The sequence below is a fragment of the Hominiventricola filiformis genome (genome assembly GCF_020686965.1).
Classification (GTDB): domain Bacteria; phylum Bacillota; class Clostridia; order Lachnospirales; family Lachnospiraceae; genus Hominiventricola; species Hominiventricola filiformis.
The window spans coordinates 1-21155 of the sequence record NZ_JAJEPS010000028.1 but is presented as its reverse complement, the minus strand read 5'-3'; the positions used below and the strand labels follow the sequence as shown (position 1 = coordinate 21155).

Below are 21155 nucleotides of genomic sequence, written 5' to 3'. Positions count from 1 at the left end.
ATGGTCAGGCTCGCGTTGGGCTGAATACTCATAATGTAAGCAAATGGCAGACGTATCAACAAAGTCTGAATAAGTCCTTGGGTCATGACCCACACTACATGCCTGGGCGGCCACCGTCGCAATTCGGAAGTGGAACCGATGGCATCCAGGTAATGAATATCAGAAGACGTTACTCCATCCGGCAGTGGCGGCAGCAGATCCCTTGCCCTTTTTGCCTGATAACAGGTATCAAACATTTTTTTCAGTGTTTCAGTTCTCATAATAAAAAATCTCCATATAATTACCAATGATAATTAGATGGAGATTTAAAAATTGTCAATACTGTTTTTCTTTACAACAATTCTTTCAATTTTTCCAAACGGACCAGCGCTTCATCCAGTGTCTTTTCCTCTCGTGCAAAATGCAGACGGATCAAATGATTGACCTCCTCGCGGAAGAAACTGGAACCCGGCACTGCTGCCACTCCGATATTTTTAATCATCCATTCACAGAATTCCAGATCCGTAAATCCGGCAAACTGCGGCAAGTCAAGGAATTCTTGGATGTCAATCATAACAAAATACGTTCCCTGGGGCACATTGTGCTTTAATCCGATCTGGTCCAGTCCTTTCAGAAAACGATCCCGTTTCTTCGTATAAAGCTCCAGAAGTTCCTCATAATATGTTTCTGGAAAATTTAAGCCTGTTACGGCTGCTTCCTGAAGCGGTGCAGCTGCTCCTACGGTCAGAAAATCATGCACTTTTTTGGCACCTTCAATCACTTCTGCAGGGCCGATGAGATAGCCCAGACGCCATCCGGTAATGGAATAAGTCTTGGAAAGGGAATTGCAGGTAATGGTGTGATCATACATGCCCGGCAGGGATGCCATACAAACATGCTTGTTCGGTGCATAGACCATATGCTCATACACTTCATCCGTTACTACAAATGCGTCATATTTCAGCGCCAGTTCACCTATGGCCATCAATTCTTCTCTTGTAAATACTTTTCCGCACGGATTGGACGGGTTACAGACAATAATTGCCTTTGCTCCTGCTTTAAATCCTTCTTCTACCAGACGAATATCAAACTCATAAGTCGGCGGTACCAGCGGAATGTAGATTGGGTCTGCTCCTGAGAGAATCGCATCTGCTCCATAATTCTCATAAAATGGAGAAAATACCATAACTTTATCTCCCGGATTGCAGATGGTCATCATGGCACTCATCATTGCCTCGGTTCCACCGCATGTGACCACAATCTCTGTATTGGGATTGATCTTTCTTCCAATTGCTTTTTCCTGCTTTCTGGCAAGGGCTTCCCTGAAATTCTGTGCACCAAATGTTACTGCATACTGATGCGGCCCCTTATAAGCCACTTTCGCTAACGCATCCAGCATAGCCTTAGGTGGATCAAAATCCGGAAATCCCTGGGACAAATTGATTGCCCCATATTGGTTGCTGATTCGGGTCATACGACGGATGACGGAATCGGTAAATGTGTTTACTCTGTCACTTAATTTAGGCATCTATTTGTTTCCTCTTTTCGTATTTCTATACAAACAAATTTTAGACCTTTTTACAGAAATCTACCTGTAATACTATCTTTATTTTTCTTGATCTGCTCCGGGGTACCACAGGCCACAACTCTGCCGCCTGCCTCTCCTCCGCCCGGACCCATATCAATAATGTAGTCCCCATTCCGGATCACATCCAGATCATGCTCAATGATCACCACCGTGGCTCCATTTTCAATCAACGTCTGGAATACCTGCAGCAATGTCTGCACATCCAGCGGATGCAGTCCGATGGTCGGCTCGTCAAATATAAAGACAGAATCCGACTGAGCTTTTCCCATTTCACTGGCCAGCTTCAGACGCTGTGCTTCTCCTCCTGACAGGCTCGGCGTCTCCTCTCCCAACGTCAGATAACCGAGTCCCAGCTGTTCCAGCACTTCCAGTCTCTGATGTACGGTCTTCAGATCCTTTGTCGCCTGCAGTGCCCTATGCACATCCATCTCCATCAATTGTGGCAGTGAATAAACGTTTCCCTTTTTGTTGGTATAATGAATCTGCCAAGCCTCTTTACCATACCGGGAACCTTTGCACTCGGGACAGGGCACATCCACATCCGGCAGGAACTGGACATCCAGGCTGATCTCCCCGGTACCATCGCAGACCGGGCAGCGCAGTTTTCCCGTATTATAGGAAAAATCGCCTGCCTTGCACTGATGCTCCTTCGCCTCCGGCATTCTGGCATAAATTTTTCTCAATTCATCATGCACATTTGCATAAGTAGCTACCGTTGAACGGACATTGATACCGATAGGAGTCGCGTCGATCAGCTTCACATGGAAAATACCCTCCGCCGAAACCTGTTTTACATGTTCCGGCAGCTTCGCTCCATTGATCATGGACTCCAGTCCTGGAATCAGGCTTTCCAACACCATGGTGGTCTTTCCTGAACCTGACACACCGGTTACGACAGTCAGTCTTCCTTTGGGAATATCCACCTCCAGAGGCTTTACCGTATGAATCCGGTCCGTAGATAAATGAATGGTTCCCAGTGAAAATAATTCCTGCTCTTCTGCCCTCTCACGCACCTGTGTCTTCGCCTGTCCGGAAAGAAACGGGCCAATCATGGACGCTTTATTTTTCATAATCTCCGGAATACTTCCCTCGGCAATGACATAACCTCCGCCATTTCCAGCCTCCGGTCCCATTTCGATGATCCAGTCCGACTCCGACAGCACTTCCGTATCATGATCCACCAGCAATACGGAATTTCCATCAGCCACCAGGTCATGCATGACGGCATTCAATCCCACAATGTTGGATGGATGCAGACCGATGGACGGCTCATCCAGCACATAGAGAACTCCTGTAGTCCGGTTTCTCACTGCTCTTGCCAGCTGCATTCGCTGACGCTCACCAGTAGACAGGGTGGAAGCGGCACGATCCAGTGTTAGATAAGACAATCCGAGATCCATGAGCCGCTTCGCCACCGTCTGGAAAGATTCACAGATACTTTCCGCCATAGGACGCATTTCCTCCGGAAGAGTATCCGGCACGCCAGCTACCCACTGTACCAGTTCCCCCAGTGTCATCCGGCATGCTTCGTCAAGACCGATTCCGCGAAGTCTCGGCGCTCTGGCCACTTCTGATAATCGGCTTCCATGACATTCCGGGCAGATTTCTTCTTTTAAAAATTTTTCCACCCGTTTCATGCCCTTTTCATCTTTTACTTTTGCAAGGGCATTTTCTACCGTATAGACTGCATTATAGTAGGTAAAATCCAGTTCCCCGGCCTGGTTGGATTTCTTTGCTTTATAAAAAATATGCTTCTTCTCCGCAGGTCCATGATAGACAATCTCTTTCTCCTCTTCCGTCAGATCCCGGAAGGGCACATCCGTCCGTACCCCCATCTCCCGGCAGACATCAGTCATCAAAGACCACATGAGACTGTTCCACGGAGCAACAGCTCCATCGTCAATGCTGATAGAATCATCCGGCACCAGCGAATCCAAATCTACTGTGCGGACACTTCCGGTACCACCACATTTCGGGCAGGCACCCTGGGAATTAAACGCCAGTTCTTCCGCACTGGGTGCATGAACTCTCTCTCCGCACTCCGGGCAGAAAATGTCCTGTTCCGCCGCCACATTTAAAGTCGGCGGTACATAATGGCCATTAGGGCATCTGTGAGATGCCAGTCTGGAATACATCAGCCGCAGACTGTTCAAAAGCTCTGTTCCGGTTCCAAAAGTACTGCGGATACCCGGCACGCCTGGGCGCTGATGAAGAGCCAGTGCCGCCGGTACATGCAGGACTTCATCCACCTGCGCTTTCGCCGCCCCGATCATCCTTCTTCTCGTATAAGTGGACAAGGATTCCAGATATCGCCTGGAACCTTCCGCATACAAAACACCCAGCGCCAGTGATGATTTTCCGGAGCCGGACACTCCTGCAATGCCAACGATCTGATTCAGCGGCACATCTACATTTACATTTTTCAGATTATGTACCCGTGCACCCTTCACCCGGATGTACTTCGGTACCATACGTTTCTCTTCCATCTTTTCTTTTAATACATTTTCTTTTATTTGTACCATTCTGTCCTTCGTAGCCCGGTATAAGGTCTGTGATTTCTGATTTCGCGCGATCTGGTTAAATCAATTTCTGCATTCTTCATCTGACAAAGTGCGATTTTCAAACTGCCCTCACTCCTTCTAAAGCTCCATTACATGCCACTCATATCCAGTCTCATCCATCAATTTCAGATACGGTTCCGGATCAAAGTACTCCGGTGAGAAGACTCCTGTATCTTTCCAGATACCTCTTCCAATCAGTTCAATGGCCAGTGCCGCACCAAATCCAGTCTGTGCTACCACTGCCTGGGAGCCCCACTGTTCCATGGATGCCTGATTATCAAAATTCTGATACAGGAAATATTCTTTTCTGACTCCATCCTTTTCGCCAATGCAGTGGACGCCTACCAGCATTTCTCCGATCATCTCTGTACCGATATCCTTGGGCTGTGGAGCACATGCGGCTACCACATCCCTTGGAACCACTTTCACATTTCCCACCTGTACCGGTTTCAGGCTTCGAAGTCCCAGATGGTCAATGACTTTCAGGGCAGTGATCAGATTATCATCCAGGCTGATTTTGAAGGTTGCTTTTTTCAGACCATACTGGGCCAGATAACGGGCAAAGGTAACCACTTCCTCGTGTTCCACCTTGACAAGCGTGTTTTCTCCTACTCCGTCCGGCATCTGGAATGTTTCCTGTCCTGCAAATGCCTTTTCCACAATCAGTCCGCCTTTTTCCTGGTCATATTCTACATTCGGATTCATTACCTCATCCAGAACGGTCCACACATTGAATCCAAACTGAATTGCATCCGGATCTGCTCCCGGCACAGAAAGATTGCCGCCGTCTTTGACATGGGCCTCTGTCATCACATCAAACAGATGGGTTGCCGCATATTTCGCAAATACATTTACCACGCCCGGATCAATACCCAGACAGATAACTGCCATCTGTCCTTTTTCTTTCCACTGCTCATGCCGGTCAAAATTATATTTTGTCATAGGTTCCGTATAGCTGTTTTCAATTCCAAGCCCATAGGCCGGCTCTTCCATAGGAACAGACCAGGTTCCCATATTGGCATAATTGGCCCCTGCTTCATAAGCTGCATCAAAAATATAATTGCTGGCAAAGGGCGGTGCCGCATCCATGACAAAATCAATCTTGTGCTCCCGGATCAGACTTTTCATCTGCTCCTTGTCCGTTGCATTAATCTGAACCGCTGAAAACCGATCATCCGCAAGAAGCCCGGCTACCGCTTCTGCACGGGAAAGATCATAATCACCTACCAGTACATAAGACAGCCACTCTCCTTTTGGATCACGCCATTTTAAAATCTTTAACATACTTTCGCCGACCGCTCCGGCGCCAACTAACATCATTCGCATTTTTTCAGCCTCCATTTATCATCTTTCAAATTTCATTTCTTCTTATCTTACCACATCTTTTCTTTCTCTGAAAGTTTCTTTCTGACCATCTGCAGTTCTTCCAATGAAATACAATTGAGAAATGTATTCTGTTCTACTCCGTGAATACACTTTTCAAAATCCATCCAACGTACACTGTCCACTTCTACCGGGTCAATATGGAACTGATCCTCCTCCAGATCACACCTCATTATGAATACTCTGGAAATCTGCCTGTCATGGAACGGTTTTCCCTGAAACACACAATCCCATACCACATTCCGATCTCCACAGACGATCAGATCTTTTTCCTCCGCGGTAATTCCCAGCTCTTCTTTTAATTCGCGCAATGCAGAAGATGCGAATTCGCCACCTGCCGGGATATGCCCCGCACTGGAAATATCATAGCAGTTCGGAAAGGATGGCTTATCTGCAGAACGTTTTTGAAGCAGAATCTGAAGCGCACCATCTTTTTTCCGAAGCAGCCACAAATGGGATGTTCTGTGACGAATTCCGTCCCGATGCGCCACCTCTCTGGCAACTGTCTCTCCTGTCAGATTTCCATTGTCATCTATTACATCTAAATATTCAGCCATATTGGTATCCTCCGTATACGTTTGAAAGGCAGCAGTTTCACCTGCCCTCCTGATGTTACTCTTATTTTGTAACCGCCCCATTTGCATACCCTCTTGACCACCCAAACGGATAGGCTTCTATAAAGGCACATCAACCATTACTGATTGATGTGCCCCTTAAAAATAACTCTCCAGATATTTTGCTACTGACCTGCTCATTTCTTTTGAAAAATCCGAATTATATTTGCGTTTGCAAAATGCACTGCACCATTCTTCGTAGGTACTGTTCTTATGTTCATGTGCAAACATTTCCCGCAATTCTTCTCCATCCATGCTGCGGTATGTATTTTCATGTACGATATGTTTTCGATCACACCGTGCCGGCTTCTGACGCTGCTTCTGCTGCATAGTCGGCCATCCAAATACTAACATAACTACTGGGAACACATACTCCGGAAGCTGTAAAAGTTTCCGATGTTCTTCGCAATTTTCCATAATATCCCCGATATAACAGGAGCCGATCCCCAGACTTTCTGCTGCCACCACGGCATTCTGCGCCGCAATCGCGGTATCTGTAATCGAAAGCATTAGATCACCCACGCCCGGTTTTCTCGGCTCACATCCAGCTTCCAGATAGGCATCATACCATTTCTTACAGTCTGCACAAAATACCAGCACCATTGGTGCCTTTGCGATAAACGGCTGATGGTCACAGCTTTCTGCCAGCTTTTCCTTTAATTCCTGATCTGTGATGTCCAAAATCGTATATAACTGCTGACAGCCCGCTGACGGTGCCTGCATAGCCGCTTCCAGAATCAGATTCTTCATTTCTTCCGGAATCGCCCTGTCTTCATATGCTCTCACAGATTTTCTCTGATATAAACTTTCTATTATTTCATTCATTTTTAGTCAGATAACCTTTCCCGCTCAAATGACAGATATCTCGTCCCCTGAAAGCTTAATTTCCCGGTATCGCCTTCTGCCAACATTCCGTATTCCATTCCATCTACAGCAAACTCCATCCGGTCACCGCTCTCCACCTGAAATGTCGCATAGTACCAGGTGGAGTGGGTTGCCATATTGTCTCCATTATGATGATGGGTGACATCTGTCCGCTTTGCAACCACAGTTGCATCTACCGTCAGTCTCGGTGACTGATTATTCTTATTCCAGGTGCTTAATCCTTTTACTATCATAAAAAGGAACATTCCAAGAATCAGAAAAAAGATCAGAAAAAACATCACATCGAATAACTGAAATCCCATACCAAATCCGGTGTCAAACTCATTGTATCCAAATCCCATACTATTTCCTCCCCTGTAAAAGATTCAAAAGCACCGTATAAACAGTTTCATTTTCCTTTACCACCAGTGCCAGTTCTTCTTTCGCCCTGCTCAGTTGATGAAAAAGTTTTCTCACGTCCCGCTGCTCAGATCGTAAATAGCCTTTTTCATCATAATAATATCTGTCGTCCATCACCACGACCAGACATTCTTCGTTTTCCTGAGGCGGACGATACCCCTGCCGAAGATAATCTTTCCGGAAATTTTCGGCTTCCCTGTCATCGTTGGCATAGACCACTTCCACATGGGGATAAGGCCTTAAGCCCCGTCTCCCAGGAAGGTGCATCATGTTCAAAATGAACGAAGAGACCTCTGCATTGGTCCGAATCCGGTTGGTCAGGTGAAATACCTGTATATCCGGAAGGTGTACCAGATCTTCTGCCACATTCTGCTTTCGTTCTTCCTGAGAAATCATATCCTCGCAGTCACTGGAAAAGATCACCGGACACCGGGTTCCGGCCTGCTGCAAACATTCCAGCCTTTCCGGCAGTAAAAGATGCGCTTCATCTACCAGAATTGCGCTGTAAGAACTTAATTTTTCTTCTGTAATTTCATTATCTGTTACATAATCAATGCGTCTTAACCGCTCATGAAGGGTTTTCCACTCCTGTCCGGCTTCTCCGCAATGGATAATTGCCACCCGCTGCCGGCCAGACAGTTTCATGGCAATATCGTATAAAAGTAATGTTTTCCCGGTACCGGGAAGTCCGGTAAACCAGCAGTATCCTTTGTGATCTGCCCGGATCTTTTTCAAAATCTGCCGTTCAATATCCCGCTGCTGTGACGTCAGGAAATATTCTTTATTCAGAAAACGGGCTGCTTCCGTCAAAGGAGAGATCAGATACAATTCTGCCGCAAACAGATCTTCGATATCTCCTTCATAATCCTGGCTTTCATTCAGAAGATCCCGGCACAGCTGCTCCCAGGCCGCCTCCACAATCCGGTCATGATTGGTCAGACGCACCAGACGGTCCTGGCTGCTGATATAGGTATACGAACGAATCGTCCGTCCCAAAGGTGCCAGATAATATCGGTTCTGCAGAAGCTGTTTCCGAATGGCTTCCTCCGTCACCTCACCGCTTTTCAGCTCGATATTGACAATCTGCTCCTCCTTGATCTGGATCAGATCAAACTCCTTTCCAAGACGCGGAATGGTAAAGGAATAGAAAAAACGAAGGGCATACACTTCCTCCATGTGCAGTTCCAGCTGATCCACGAACAATCTCATACTGTTCATCTCCCAGTCACGCACTTTCAGAAAATATGCCCTTCCCGACAGCTGCCGTTCTAACTTCTGCAGCTGCTCCGTATTCTGTTTTCTTGTAATCGAATAAATGGACAGGGATTTCATCTCCGGCTCTTCCTTCTCCGTACAATAATCGTTATGTTTATCATAACACAGAGCCGTCGGTCATAAAAGCAAAACCTTCCCTTCAATTCCTTAAAAATATTTAAAGACGCATAAATCCTGACATCATGCATCCACCTGCTGCCCCGGCATCCATGACCTGTGACAGGCGTTCCATGCTAATACCGCCGATGGCATAGACCGGAACCGGGCAGACTTCACAGATTTCTCTTACAAAATCAAGCCCTTTTCCTTTCAGACCTTTCTTACAGTCCGTCTCAAAGATCGTTCCAAGAACAATCTGTGTGGCACCGCTGCTCACGGCAAATTTCATATCTTCCATGCTGTGACAGGAAATGCTCAGTTCCCGGAAATCTTCTCGAAGTGCTGATCGTTCCTGCTCACTTAATGACTGAAGCGCCGGAACAGACAAGTGAATCTGCTCACACTTCAGTTTCCGAGCCATATCAATTCTGGAATGTAGAAAACACAGTACTCCTTCTCTTCCGCAAAGAACCAGTATGTTTTTTGCCAGCTTTTCGTATTCCTCATCTAGCAGATCCTTTTCCCGCAAAATGACAGCATGAGGATGCAGGGCAATCACTTTTTCCATCTGCTCTAAGAAATCTCCCTGCACCAGCATGCGGTTTGTAATTACAATGGCATGCTCATAGGACTTACACATAAATATAATCATTCAGAACCGGCTGCAGACCGCCATGTTCCATATCCTCATACATTTTTTCAAAAGAACGGTCGTCGTTAATCTCGAACTGCTCATCCCCCACGTCCGCATCTTCTTTACCTTCGTATTTCTCTTCATGATCACCGATACCGGTAGATACACCTGCTGAGACCTTCGTCGCGCAGATCTTTGTAATTCCGTTACGAAATGTCTCACTTTCTCTGCTGGATACCGTAATTCCTGCAAATGGAAGGAACATCCGGTATGCACACAGTACCTGACAAAGTTCTTTTTCCCCTACATCCTTCGGATTGATCTTGTCGTTATTCACAATCGGGCGAAGCCGCGGACAGCTTAAGGACAGCTCCGCGTGGGGATATTTCCGGTTGATATAATAAACATGAAGTGCCGTCGCCAGCGCATCCTTCCGGAAATCATCAAGTCCAAGCAGTGCAGAAAATCCGGCTCCGCGCATACCTCCCATCAATGCACGCTCCTGTGCATCAAAGCGATAGGGCCAGACACGCTTATGTCCCATCAGATGAAGGGTCTCATATTTATCCGTATTGTAAGTTTCCTGGAACACCGTCACATAATCCACACCACATTCATGGAGATACTGGTATTCATCCACATTCACCGGATAAATCTCAATTCCGATATTTTTAAAATACTTTCTCGCAATCTTTACCGCCTCTCCAATATATGTTACATCAGAATAGGCACGGCTCTCACCGGTAAGCATCAGAATCTCTTCCATTCCGGTCTTCGCGATAACCTGCATCTCATGCTCAATTTCTTCAAACGTCAGTTTTTTCCGGCGGATATTGTTGTAACAGTTAAATCCACAATAAATGCAGTAGTTCTGGCAGTAGTTGGCAATGTACAATGGTGTGAAAATATAAACGGTATTTCCAAAATGATTTTTTGTAATCTCTTCTGCCTTGCGTGCCATCTGCTCCAGATAAGGGGCTGCCGCCGGAGATAAAAGTGCTTTGAAATCTTCGATGGAACAGGATTCATGAGAAAGCGCCCTCTCTACATCTGCTGCCGTGTAGGCATCATAGTCAAATTCATCCATTGCTTTCAGCACTTTATCTTTAATATCGGACTCAATGACCTGCATTCCTTCCATATATTCCATATGATTGGTTCTGAAAGACGGATCCTGCTCCAGACGGTGTTTTCTGTCCAGTGCAGCCTGCGGCAGCTTGTCACTGTCTACAAAATATACCTGATTTTCTTCATTCATGATACACGCCTCCTAACGCAGAAATCCAGTCAGCGGATCAGATGCACTGCCACCTCTTGCAAGCACTCTTCCCATACCGGTCAGATACGCTTTTCTTCCTGCCTCGATTGCCAGCTTGAAGGCTGCTGCCATCTCCGGCACATCTCCAGCAGTAGCAATTGCTGTATTTGCCATAATAGCAGTTGCTCCCATCTCCATTGCTTCACATGCCTGGGACGGTTTTCCGATACCGGCATCCACAATAATCGGAAGATCAATTTCATCAATGAGTACCTGGATCATGGCTTTGGTTGCCAGTCCCTTGTTGCTTCCAATGGGTGCTGCCAGCGGCATCACCGCTGCTGCACCTGCATTCTGAAGGTCTCTGGCTACATTTAAATCCGGGTTCATATACGGAAGCACTACAAAACCTTCCTTTGCCAGAATCTCCGTTGCCTTCACTGTTTCGTAATTATCCGGAAACAGATATTTCGCATCACGCATGATCTCCACTTTGACAAAATCTCCACATCCCATAGCTCTGCTCAGTCTGGCGATCCGGACAGCCTCCTCAGCTGTTCTTGCTCCTGATGTATTTGGAAGCAGTGTCACTCCTTCCGGAATAAAATCCAGAATATTCTCACTCTCCTGGGTATTTGCCCGACGCAGCGCAAGGGTGATAATCTCTGCGCCGCCCTGTTCTACGGCCGCTTTAATCAAATTCAGATTATATTTTCCAGAACCAAGGATAAAACGGCTCTTAAACTCTTTTCCACCTAATACAAATTTATCTTCCATTTCTTTCTTCCTCTTTTCTTTTTATCATTCAGTCTGCATAATCAGCTGCAGTACTTTATTTGCTTCATGGGCAGCACAAGCTGCCACCCTCGGTGCAACCAGTCCGATTCCATTGCCCACATCCGTACTTTGATCCCCACACACATAAAGCCTTCTCATCATCTGCTGCGTGCGGATTTCATTGGTATCTCCATAACCTGCCATACCGTTTCCTGATACCACTGTCGTCTCCGGGCACTGAGTCAATAGTTCCCTCACAAGCATCGCCTTCTGATCCGGCTTATCAAAGGCCTCACAGACAATGGGATAATCTGAAAACAGTTCCTTTACATTCTCCGGTATCACCTTCACACATACAGATTCATAGGTAAGATAGGGATTGATCTGACGCAAAATCTCCGGCAGTGCCTCTGCCTTTGGTTTTCCAAGCTGCGGAATAAAATACATCTGGCGGTTCAGGTTCGTCACATCCACTACATCAAAATCCACCAGCAGAAGCTTTCCAATCCCGCTTCTTGCTAACATCACCGCAATATTTGATCCCAGTCCGCCAAGTCCCGCTATCGCTACCTTGGCACTGCGAAGCTTCACCTGCATTTCTTTGGAAAAACGGGCATCAAAGGCCCGGTCCAGTTCTTCCTGCGAAATGAGTTCTCCCATTTTTTTTCAGCCTCCTCCTACAAACCTAAGAACTTCAATGACATCCTCATCCTGAATGGTCACATTGCCCAGCTTGTCTTTTGGAATGATCATGAGATTCCGTTCCACCACTACCCGTTCCGGCTCAAATCCGGTCTCTTTTAAAAATTCCAGAAGATTCTTTCCGGCAATCTCCTTTTCTTCTCCATTGATTTTTACCATCCTGTTTCTCCTTTCACGTTTTAACACCTTAATCTCCAAGCACACAAAAAAGGCACCGAATGACACACTTTTAGTGTCATCCGGCGCCTGTAAGTACTCTGTGAAAAGTGGTGCCCCCAGTTCACACAAAACAGAGAGCAACGGCACATACGTCCATCCATTCGCGACATGTATTTCCCTACGTTGGCATTATCCAAATCAGGTTCCAGGTCAAGACTAATCAAGTCTACTCTCAGCCCATTTATTTGAGCTCCCTATTTGAAAAATATTATACAGAAGTTTCAGGAGATTTGCAAGAGATTTCCACATCTTGTAAATTCTTTCGAAATACCTGCTGCAAACAAATCATAATCACCGAAATCTTCCCTATCCTCACTACAAGATCAGAATCTTGTGTTTATTTAATTCTCTTCAACTCATAAGCTCTCGTTCCAAGGCCGATCTTCTCTGCCTGATCGAGGGTTGCTTTCCACTCAATATTCGGGTTGGAGTCTTTGAAATGATCGTGGTGACAATGCCATCCCGGCTCTGCCAGATGCTCGCCCAGCTGGCTGTTTTCAATCGGGGTTGCTTTCAGGCAGGCATCCGCACATGCCTGATCCAGTGCCACTGGATCGAAGCTTGCGAACATTCCGATATCCGGAAGGATCGGGGCATCGTTCTCGCCATGGCAGTCACAGTTAGGACTGATATCCTGCACCAGTGCAATATGGAAATGCGGACGGCCATGACAGACAGCCTGTGCATACTCAGCCATTTTACGGTCGAGAAGCTCATTTGCACTGCTATTCGGATTGTAGACTGCATCGTAACTGCAGGCTCCGATACAACGGCCGCAGCCTTTACATTTATCATAATCAATCACTGCTTTTTTGTTGACATAGGTAATTGCATCACTGCCGCATTCTTTTGCACAGCGGCGGCAGCCACGACAGACTTCTTCGTTGATTGCCGGTTTTCCGCTTGCGTGCTGCTGCATTTTTCCGGCACGGCTTCCACAGCCCATACCAATATTTTTAAGGGCTCCGCCAAATCCGGTTGTCTCATGTCCTTTGAAATGACTCAGACTGATGAAAATGTCCGCATCCATGATTGCATGTCCAATGAGGGCTGTTTTGCAGTATTCCCCGTTCACAACCGGGACTTCTACTTCATCGGTTCCGCGAAGTCCGTCTCCAATGATAATCTGACATCCCGTCGTAATGGTGTTAAAGCCGTTAAGGTTTGCACAGTCCAAATGCTCCAGTGCATTTTTTCTGCTTCCCGGATACAGAGTATTGCAGTCTGTCAGAAACGGCATTCCCCCCTGCTCTTTGCAGAGATCAGCCACTACCTTCGCATAGTTCGGGCGAAGGAACGCCATATTTCCAAGCTCACCGAAGTGCATCTTGATTGCTACAAACTTTCCATCCATGTCAATGTCTTTGATTCCGGCTGCGATACAGAGCTTTTTCAGCTTATCCAGCTGGCTGGTGCCTACCGGACACCGGAAATCCGTAAAATAAACAGTTGATTTCTCCATCTAATATTTCTCTCCTATCCTTAGAATCCCAACGTATCATTTACCAGAATCACATGAATGCGATCGGTATGTCTGGAATATCTGGTAATCAGGAATTGACAGCAGATCGTATCCGGAGATTTGCAGTCAAAACATTTTCCTTTTTCCTTACACGGAGTTTTGATGTCAAATCTTTGTGTGTTTGCCGGTGCTGCCACATTTCTGGCACGTTTCATGGCACTGTCAAGGTTATCACAGACTTTATTCATGCCAACAATGAAAACGACTTTCCTCGGTCCCTGCGCGATACAGGATACGCGGTTGGCATTTCCATCGATATTCACCAGAATACCATCACTGGTCATGGCATTGGCACTGGAAAGAAATACATCTGCATCATAAGCAGCCATAAGACCTTCTCTTGGCTCCATCTTTGCACGATCCAAATAATGATAATTGCCTTCTTCCAGAGCTTTGATCAATCCGATTTCGTGTGCACTCATACATCCACCCATGGCAATTTTACTGCCTTCTGGAATCAGCTCCAGTGCCTTTTTCAGTGCTTCTTCCTTATTTGCAGCATAATATCCAGACATATTACGTGATTCCAGACCTTTAATTACAGTCTGGGCAAGACAAACATTTCTCTTTACCATATTTTCGTTCATATCCAGGCTCCTTTTTGTTTCTGTAGTAAAGTTTCATTTATATTTTATCAGAAAAATATTTTTGAAACAATATCCATCCTTGCATTTCGATTCAACAGTAAACTAATGAATGACTTCTTTATAAAAATCAATAAACGCATTCAAAGCTGCAGAACGCCATTTATTTTTATGAATCAAAAGCTGCGTCCAGACTTTTACTGGACAGTCTGTTACATTCAGTCTGCTAAGCTGCCCTGATTTCACATATTCCTCTGTGATAAAGTCTGGTAAAAAGGAAAGTAATCTGCTGCTCCTGACAAGTTCACAGATCTGGATGGGATTTCCAATCTCAAGAACCGGGTTCAGTTCCAGTGATCTGGCTGCCAGTTCTGCATTCAACATTTTTCGATAACTCATATTATTTTCTGTCAGAACAAATTCTTCCGAACATAATACAGGCAGAGTAAGCTCTGGCCACTGCACAGCAGAATGATCTGCTGCCGCAATAAAATGCACCGATTCCTCCCGTTCCGCACAGATGACATACTCTGAATCATAAATATGGCTATCCAGAGTGAATACCAGATCTGTTTCATTCTTTTGCAGCATATGAAACATCTCTTCTGTTCCGCTTTCTGAGACAATCAAATGTATCCCTGGAAATCGTTTCCTGAATTGCAGGAAATCATCTTTAAAGTAGCGGTTGCAGACAGAACTGGACATGGAAAGCCGAATCGTTCCTGCTATATGTTCCGTCCGTCTGATTTCTGACAACATTTTTTCATTGGATTCTACCATATCTCTGGCATATCTTAATACAATTGCACCATCGGAAGTCAGTTTAATCTTATGATAAAAACGGTCAAACAAACTGACATTCAGTTCTTTTTCCAGTTGTCGAATCTGAGAAGAGACCGTTGACTGCGTATAACCCAATTTTTTCGCTGCCGCCGAAAAACCGGAGTATTCACAAACGGCAATAAATGTTTTCAATACATGAATGTCCATTCTATTTCCTTCTACAAACGATATTTTCGTTAGTATATCATGAAATCATCAATTTTACAAATACTGATCACTGCACTATAATTGATCTATTGAATGTATAATAATGAAAGGGGTTATCAACAAATGAAACGCGAACAGCTTGGAAGCCGTATGGGCTTTATTATGCTGTCTGCCGGCTGTGCCATTGGCTGCGGAAATGTCTGGAAATTTCCATGGCTATGCGGGCAGAACGGAGGCGGCAGCTTCATGCTGGTCTATATCTTGTGTCTGATCCTTCTGGGAATTCCTGCGTTAGTCATGGAGTTTTCTATTGGAAGAGCAGCCCAGACCAGCCCGCTCTACATGTATCAGAAACTGGAAAAACCAGGACAGAAATGGGGAATTTTCGGTTGGATATGCTTTATAGGAAACCTTTCCCTGATGGCATTTTATACTGTGGTCTGCGGATGGATCATTTATTATTTTTGTAAATTTCTGACAGGACAAAATAGTTCTCTTGGTTTTGTTTCCATGATTTCCAACCCGGTGATCAATGTGTCATTTCTTCTGGTCACGGTTGTGGTTGCATTTATTATTCTTTCCTTCAACCTGCAGGGCGGTCTGGAACGTGTATCCAAATTTATGATGTCTGCACTGCTGGTTCTGATGCTTGTACTTGCCATCCACAGCCTTTTTCTGTCTGGAGCTGGCGAAGGCATGATTTTTTATCTCAAACCGGACTTTTCCAAAATTAATGGATCCGTCATTGTCGGTGCCATGAATCAGGCCTTCTTTACCCTGTCCACAGGTATGGGAGGAATGGCTATTTTTGGAAGCTATATTGGAAAAGAACGTTCTCTGATGGGAGAAGCTGTTCATGTCATTACTTTGGATACATTAGTAGCGGTTCTGGCTGGTATTATTATCTTCCCGGCCTGCTTCACTTATAATCTGGAAGTAAATGCAGGACCAAGTCTTCTGTTTGATACTATGGCTGCTGTATTTAATCATATGGCAGGCGGTCATTTATGGGGAACTCTTTTCTTCCTGTTTATGATCTTTGCTGCCATGTCCACCGTTCTTGGAGTCTGTGAAAATATCCTTGCCATGGTGCGCGAATTAACCGGCTGGTCCCGTCCAAAAGGAAGTCTGATCTGTGGTATCGTTGTTTTCCTGCTTGCAATGACCACCGCTCTTGGCTACAGTGTCTTTCATTTTCAGCCATTTGCTGAGGGTACCGCATGGCTCGATTTCTGGGATTTTATTGTATCCACCAATATTCTTCCTCTTGGTTCTCTTGTGCTTGCCCTGTTCTGCTGCAACAAGTTTGGCTGGGGATGGGAACATTTCTTAGAAGAAGCAAACACTGGATCAGGACTGAAGATCCGCTCCTTTATGAAACCACTGTTCCAGTATTTTGTTCCTGCTGTCATTGCCATTATTTATATTTATGGTATTATTACATTTCAGTGGAAATAAAAAGACCGGGAGAGATGATTCCTGTAATCGTCTCTCCCGGATTTTTTTACTCCTGTTCCCTGAATATTTTTCATGGCAGTCCCCTAATTGAATTACCCCTTATCTCGTTCTGTAGTAACAGGTATTTTTTCCTTTTCCTTCTTTCTTTAATTCTCCAGAAGCAACCATCTTGCGCAATGCACCCTCAATAGAACTGTCACTGATGGTGGGACGCAATTCTCGTATATCCTGTTTCGTAAAACGACCGATTTTAAATTTGCTTGCTTTTGTGACCATCTCAAAAGCTGATAATTTGGGTTCCACAAAAGCCATACGTTCTTCAAAATCTTTATATGCTGCAAGAATTGTACCAAGCATATTCACCTTTCAAACAAGCCGAATCTCCCTGCCTTCTTTTTTTAATACGCCCTCATTCTCCAAATTTTTCAGTTCTCTTGTCATGGCACTGCGATCTACACAAAGATATTGCGCCAACGCCGTATAGGACATGGGCAGATGAATTTTCTGATTATGCATTTCTGCTGAAAGATGATTGAGATATGCCAGAATCTTTTTTCTCGTAGTTGACCTGGACAACACATAAATCCGTTCCATCTGCTGCCTGGACTGCAGTGCAGTCATCTGAAAGAGATTGCTGACCAACTGGCTGTGATGCCAGCATGCATTCTCACACCGTTTGATCACATGCTCATAATCGATAAACATTACCCTGGTTTCTTCTTCCGCTTTCACATAATAGTGCTGAAAGTCCGTAGGGAGAAGAAATGGTTCTCCAAAGACTGCATCCTTTTTCAATTCGTCAATCACATATTCATTGCCTTCTTCATCACAGCAGTACAGCACGGCCCGTCCATAGAGAATCAGTCCGATCTTCTTCATGATGTTGGAGTATTCCATCACCGTTTCCCCATTTTGAAACACTGCTTCCCTTGCCTTGAAACAAACGCGCATTCTTTCCTGTTCCTCGGGAAGAATATCTGTAAAAAGTGTATTGCTTGTCATCTGAAATTTCCCCCTTTTTTTTATTATATCTCTCTATTTGTGACTTTTGCAACAGAACTGTTTTGTTTTTTCTGTTATTATTTTAACAAAGTTAACAAACAACAAATCAACGCACCATATAAAACGGAGGACACTACTATGAAAGTCACAGATACCATTCAATACGTCGGCGTAAACGATCACCGCATTGACCTTTTTGAGGGTCAGTACAAAGTACCAAACGGAATGTCTTATAATTCCTATGTCATTCTGGATGAAAAAATTGCAGTCATGGATACGGTAGATGCTGACTTTACCCATCAGTGGCTTGACAATATTCAGCAGGTTTTGGATGGCCGTAAACCGGACTATCTCATCGTGCAGCATATGGAACCGGACCATGCGGCAAATGTTGCCAACTTCCTGAGAGTTTATCCGGACACCACCGTTGTTGCTACGGCAAAAGCCTTCAATATGATCCATAATTTCTTCGAGCTTAATCTGGAAGGTCAGAAAATAGAAATGGGAAATGGTGGAACTCTCTCCCTTGGATATCACCAGCTGACCTTTGTATTTGCACCCATGGTACACTGGCCGGAGGTTATGGTCACCTATGACAGCACAGAAAAGGTTCTTTTCTCCGCAGATGGTTTTGGAAAATTCGGTGCACTGGATATAGAAGAACCCTGGGATGACGAAGCAAGAAGATATTTTATTGGAATCGTTGGAAAATACGGTGTTCAGGTACAGAATCTCCTGAAAGTGGCTGCCACCCTTGACATTCAGATCATCTGCCCGCTTCACGGACCGGTATTGACCGAAGAGCTGGGACATTATCTTCACCTTTATGACACCTGGTCTTCCTATCAGCCGGAAGACGATGGTATTGTGATTGCCTATACTTCTGTATACGGACATACCAAAATGGCAGTTTCTCTCCTCGCAGATAAACTGACCGCCAACGGATGTCCCAAAGTAGTTATCTATGACCTGGCAAGAGATGATATGTCCCAGGCAGTCAGCGATGCTTTCCGTTATTCCAAACTGATTCTTGCAACAACTACTTACAATGCAAGTATTTATCCATTCATGAATGATTTCATCACCAGACTGGTAGAGCACAATTATCAGAACCGTACTGTCGGACTCATTGAAAATGGTACCTGGGCACCGCTGGCCGCAAAAATCATGAAAGAAATGATGTCGAAATGCAAAAAAATTGACTGGCTGAAAAATTCTGTTCATATCTGGTCATCTGTGAAAGAAGAAAACCGGAAACAGATCGACGCCATGACAGAAGAGCTCTGCAAAGAATACATTGCAAAAGACAATTCTCTTGCAAATAAAAATGATATGACTGCCCTCTTCCGCATCGGCTATGGACTCTATGTGGTTACCTCCAATGACGGAAAGAAAGACAATGGTCTCATTGTAAATACCGTCACCCAGCTGACAGATAATCCTTATCGTGTGGCGGTCAATATCAATAAAGAAAACTACTCTCACCATGTAATTCAGCAGACCGGCATCATGAATGTTAATTGCCTGTCCGTAGATGCACCATTTTCCGTTTTCCAGCAGTTTGGCTTCCAGTCAGGACGAACAGTTGACAAGTTTGCAGGTGAAAAGATCAACCGTTCCGGAAACGGTCTGGTATTCCTGGATAAATATATCAACGCTTTTATGTCTCTGAAAGTAGAACAGTATGTCGATCTGGGCACTCACGGTATGTTCATCTGCAGCGTCACAGAAGCCCGTGTCATGAGCGATCAGGATACCATGACCTACACCTACTACCAGCAGAACGTAAAACCGAAGCCGGAAACAGACGGCAAGAAAGGATTCGTGTGCAAAGTCTGCGGATATATCTATGAAGGAGATGAACTTCCGGAAGATATCATCTGCCCGCTGTGCAAACACGGTGCCGTGGATTTTGAACCGATTCAGTAATTCGAGAATGAAAGCATCAGCCAAACAAAAAATGGCTGATGCTTTTTTCCTCTTAAGATAATAAAAGCTGAAGTCCCATCGCAATAATCCACATATAGGCATTTGTATTTCCGGAAATCGCGTATAAAATAATCACGCCTATCCCGGTGACTGCAAAGACCGCATTTCTGAGAATGGAAAGTGGCATATTTCCCTCATTACTGCACCAGTTATTCTGCGGCAAAATACATACTGCAATTCTGATCATCGCTGATATCCATATCATTGCTTCTACCGCAACAGGTGCTCTCAGTTCCGGGAATGTATATTTCCAGACATACATTAAAATAATATAAAATACGGTCATGGTAATAGAGGATATCTGCAGACCAATTCCCATCTGTCTTTTTATTTTTTCACTGCTTCCACCCACTGCTCTGAAAATTCTGGGAACCAGATGAAATGCATCCCCACCGCAAAGAGTAAATGTCAATATTCCGTAAAGAATAAATAACGGATTTCCATTTGATAAGGCAAAAAATAAAATGCCTGCAATAAGATCAAATGTTAAATATACCGCATCGAATACTGCTTCCATGAGATCCGGCATCTGTGGTTTATATGTTTTCTCGCTCAAACTTCCTGCTCCTTTTCTTTCTTTAAAAATTCGTTTGCATTATTGCAGATTTTCTGAAATACACTGATACACACCGTTTTTTCTTCTTCTGACAGCCCGCTTAACACATTCTTGGCAAATTGTCTCTGTGCTTTCAGTCCTGCTTCTACAATTGGCTCTGCTTTACTTAACAGATTGATTTCAATATGTTTCTTATTGTCTGCACTTTGAATTCTTTCAACCAATCCTTTCTTTTCCAGATCCTTCAACGAAGCTGATACATGGGATTTCGTGGATTTCCTTATTTTTACAATATCTGCCGCCGTATTATACTGCTGATTACTGTGTAGAAACATAAGAATGTCATATTCCATCTGCGTCAGCTGATATGTATCGCATACTTCCCTTGCAAGCAATTCATAATAGCTGGTAATTGTCTTATGCTGATCCCAGAAATGCATATCTACTCCCCTTTCTTAATGTTCTATTTAGAACAAATATATTGTATTATACTTTTCGAGTCAAGCAATAACATACAAAAAAAGATCATCACTTTCGTGATGATCTCTTTCGTTTGTGCCTTCAAAACTGCATACAGTCAATACTTTTTCTTTCCAAAACCTTACCACCTAAACCTCTTGGTTAAGCCCTCGACCTATTAGTAACAGTCAGCTTCACGCATTACTGCGCTTCCACCTCTGC

The 21155-nt window shown here is 44.7% G+C and carries 21 protein-coding genes, 1 pseudogene and 1 riboswitch; of the genes and pseudogenes, 2 read left to right on the top strand and 20 right to left on the bottom strand.

What is annotated here, in order from left to right; all coding sequences use genetic code 11:
• From LKD36_RS16365 to LKD36_RS16290, 16 genes and pseudogenes are all read right to left on the bottom strand, one after another.
• A pseudogene (locus LKD36_RS16365) lies at positions 1-260 on the bottom strand (hypothetical protein); the annotation flags it as partial.
• Between the two features lie 71 nt (positions 261-331).
• On the bottom strand, positions 332-1507 hold the full coding sequence (locus LKD36_RS16360) for a pyridoxal phosphate-dependent aminotransferase (protein ID WP_308460289.1): 1176 nt from the start codon (positions 1505-1507) through the stop codon (positions 332-334).
• A 50-nt stretch (positions 1508-1557) separates the two neighbouring features.
• Complete coding sequence (locus LKD36_RS16355; protein WP_308460290.1) at positions 1558-4053, bottom strand: excinuclease ABC subunit UvrA; 2496 nt, start codon at positions 4051-4053, stop codon at positions 1558-1560.
• A gap of 153 nt (positions 4054-4206) precedes the next feature.
• The gene (locus tag LKD36_RS16350; protein WP_308460288.1) at positions 4207-5454 is read right to left on the bottom strand and encodes a saccharopine dehydrogenase family protein; all 1248 of its coding nucleotides are present in this window, start codon (positions 5452-5454) and stop codon (positions 4207-4209) included.
• Positions 5455-5501: 47 nt separating this feature from the next.
• Positions 5502-6068, bottom strand: a complete 567-nt coding sequence (locus tag LKD36_RS16345) for an NUDIX hydrolase (RefSeq protein WP_308460287.1) — start codon at positions 6066-6068, stop codon at positions 5502-5504.
• A gap of 156 nt (positions 6069-6224) precedes the next feature.
• Positions 6225-6950 (bottom strand): nitroreductase family protein, encoded by a 726-nt coding sequence (locus LKD36_RS16340; RefSeq protein WP_308460286.1) that lies wholly within the window; start codon positions 6948-6950, stop codon positions 6225-6227.
• Between the two features lie 2 nt (positions 6951-6952).
• A complete protein-coding gene (locus LKD36_RS16335) occupies positions 6953-7351 on the bottom strand; it encodes a DUF2500 domain-containing protein (RefSeq protein WP_308460285.1) in 399 nt (132 codons plus the stop codon).
• Between the two features lies 1 nt (position 7352).
• Positions 7353-8741 (bottom strand): ATP-binding protein, encoded by a 1389-nt coding sequence (locus LKD36_RS16330; RefSeq protein ID WP_308460284.1) that lies wholly within the window; start codon positions 8739-8741, stop codon positions 7353-7355.
• Positions 8742-8841: 100 nt separating this feature from the next.
• A complete protein-coding gene (locus LKD36_RS16325) occupies positions 8842-9435 on the bottom strand; it encodes a thiamine phosphate synthase (RefSeq protein WP_308460283.1) in 594 nt (197 codons plus the stop codon).
• Entirely contained in the window at positions 9416-10675 is a 1260-nt protein-coding gene (thiH, locus tag LKD36_RS16320) for a 2-iminoacetate synthase ThiH (protein WP_308460282.1), read from the bottom strand. The genes LKD36_RS16325 and thiH overlap by 20 nt, the downstream gene beginning before the upstream one ends.
• A gap of 12 nt (positions 10676-10687) precedes the next feature.
• Positions 10688-11452, bottom strand: coding sequence for a thiazole synthase (locus tag LKD36_RS16315; RefSeq protein WP_308460281.1), 765 nt, complete (start codon positions 11450-11452; stop codon positions 10688-10690).
• Between the two features lie 24 nt (positions 11453-11476).
• On the bottom strand, positions 11477-12112 hold the full coding sequence (gene thiF / locus LKD36_RS16310; RefSeq protein ID WP_308460280.1) for a sulfur carrier protein ThiS adenylyltransferase ThiF: 636 nt from the start codon (positions 12110-12112) through the stop codon (positions 11477-11479).
• Positions 12113-12118: 6 nt separating this feature from the next.
• Positions 12119-12313, bottom strand: coding sequence for a sulfur carrier protein ThiS (gene thiS / locus LKD36_RS16305; RefSeq protein ID WP_308460279.1), 195 nt, complete (start codon positions 12311-12313; stop codon positions 12119-12121).
• A gap of 158 nt (positions 12314-12471) precedes the next feature.
• A riboswitch (TPP riboswitch) is annotated at positions 12472-12580 on the bottom strand.
• A 130-nt stretch (positions 12581-12710) separates the two neighbouring features.
• On the bottom strand, positions 12711-13835 hold the full coding sequence (locus LKD36_RS16300; RefSeq protein ID WP_308460278.1) for a DUF362 domain-containing protein: 1125 nt from the start codon (positions 13833-13835) through the stop codon (positions 12711-12713).
• 20 nt (positions 13836-13855) lie between these two features.
• Positions 13856-14482 carry a lactate utilization protein gene (locus LKD36_RS16295; protein ID WP_308460277.1) on the bottom strand — a complete coding sequence of 209 codons (627 nt, stop codon included), beginning with the start codon at positions 14480-14482 and terminating at the stop codon, positions 13856-13858.
• 102 nt (positions 14483-14584) lie between these two features.
• Positions 14585-15469 carry a LysR family transcriptional regulator gene (locus LKD36_RS16290; protein ID WP_308460276.1) on the bottom strand — a complete coding sequence of 295 codons (885 nt, stop codon included), beginning with the start codon at positions 15467-15469 and terminating at the stop codon, positions 14585-14587.
• A gap of 123 nt (positions 15470-15592) precedes the next feature.
• Between LKD36_RS16290 and LKD36_RS16285 the strand changes: the two genes are divergently transcribed.
• Positions 15593-16927, top strand: coding sequence for a sodium-dependent transporter (locus LKD36_RS16285; RefSeq protein WP_308460275.1), 1335 nt, complete (start codon positions 15593-15595; stop codon positions 16925-16927).
• 99 nt (positions 16928-17026) lie between these two features.
• Here the strand turns inward: LKD36_RS16285 and LKD36_RS16280 are convergent, their stop codons facing one another.
• Positions 17027-17284, bottom strand: a complete 258-nt coding sequence (locus tag LKD36_RS16280; RefSeq protein WP_331465333.1) for a hypothetical protein — start codon at positions 17282-17284, stop codon at positions 17027-17029.
• Positions 17285-17293: 9 nt separating this feature from the next.
• Positions 17294-17929 carry a Crp/Fnr family transcriptional regulator gene (locus LKD36_RS16275; RefSeq protein WP_118769657.1) on the bottom strand — a complete coding sequence of 212 codons (636 nt, stop codon included), beginning with the start codon at positions 17927-17929 and terminating at the stop codon, positions 17294-17296.
• A gap of 138 nt (positions 17930-18067) precedes the next feature.
• On the opposite strand from LKD36_RS16275, the gene LKD36_RS16270 reads away from it, so the two are divergent.
• Positions 18068-19858: a flavin reductase gene (locus LKD36_RS16270; protein ID WP_308460274.1), complete on the top strand. Its 1791-nt coding sequence runs from the start codon at positions 18068-18070 to the stop codon at positions 19856-19858.
• 52 nt (positions 19859-19910) lie between these two features.
• On the opposite strand, the gene LKD36_RS16265 is transcribed toward LKD36_RS16270, so the two are convergent.
• Both LKD36_RS16265 and LKD36_RS16260 read right to left on the bottom strand, forming a co-directional pair.
• Entirely contained in the window at positions 19911-20474 is a 564-nt protein-coding gene (locus LKD36_RS16265) for a hypothetical protein (RefSeq protein WP_308460273.1), read from the bottom strand.
• The gene (locus LKD36_RS16260) at positions 20471-20914 is read right to left on the bottom strand and encodes a MarR family winged helix-turn-helix transcriptional regulator (RefSeq protein ID WP_308460272.1); all 444 of its coding nucleotides are present in this window, start codon (positions 20912-20914) and stop codon (positions 20471-20473) included. The genes LKD36_RS16265 and LKD36_RS16260 overlap by 4 nt, the downstream gene beginning before the upstream one ends.
• Between the last annotated feature and the right edge of the window lie 241 nt (positions 20915-21155).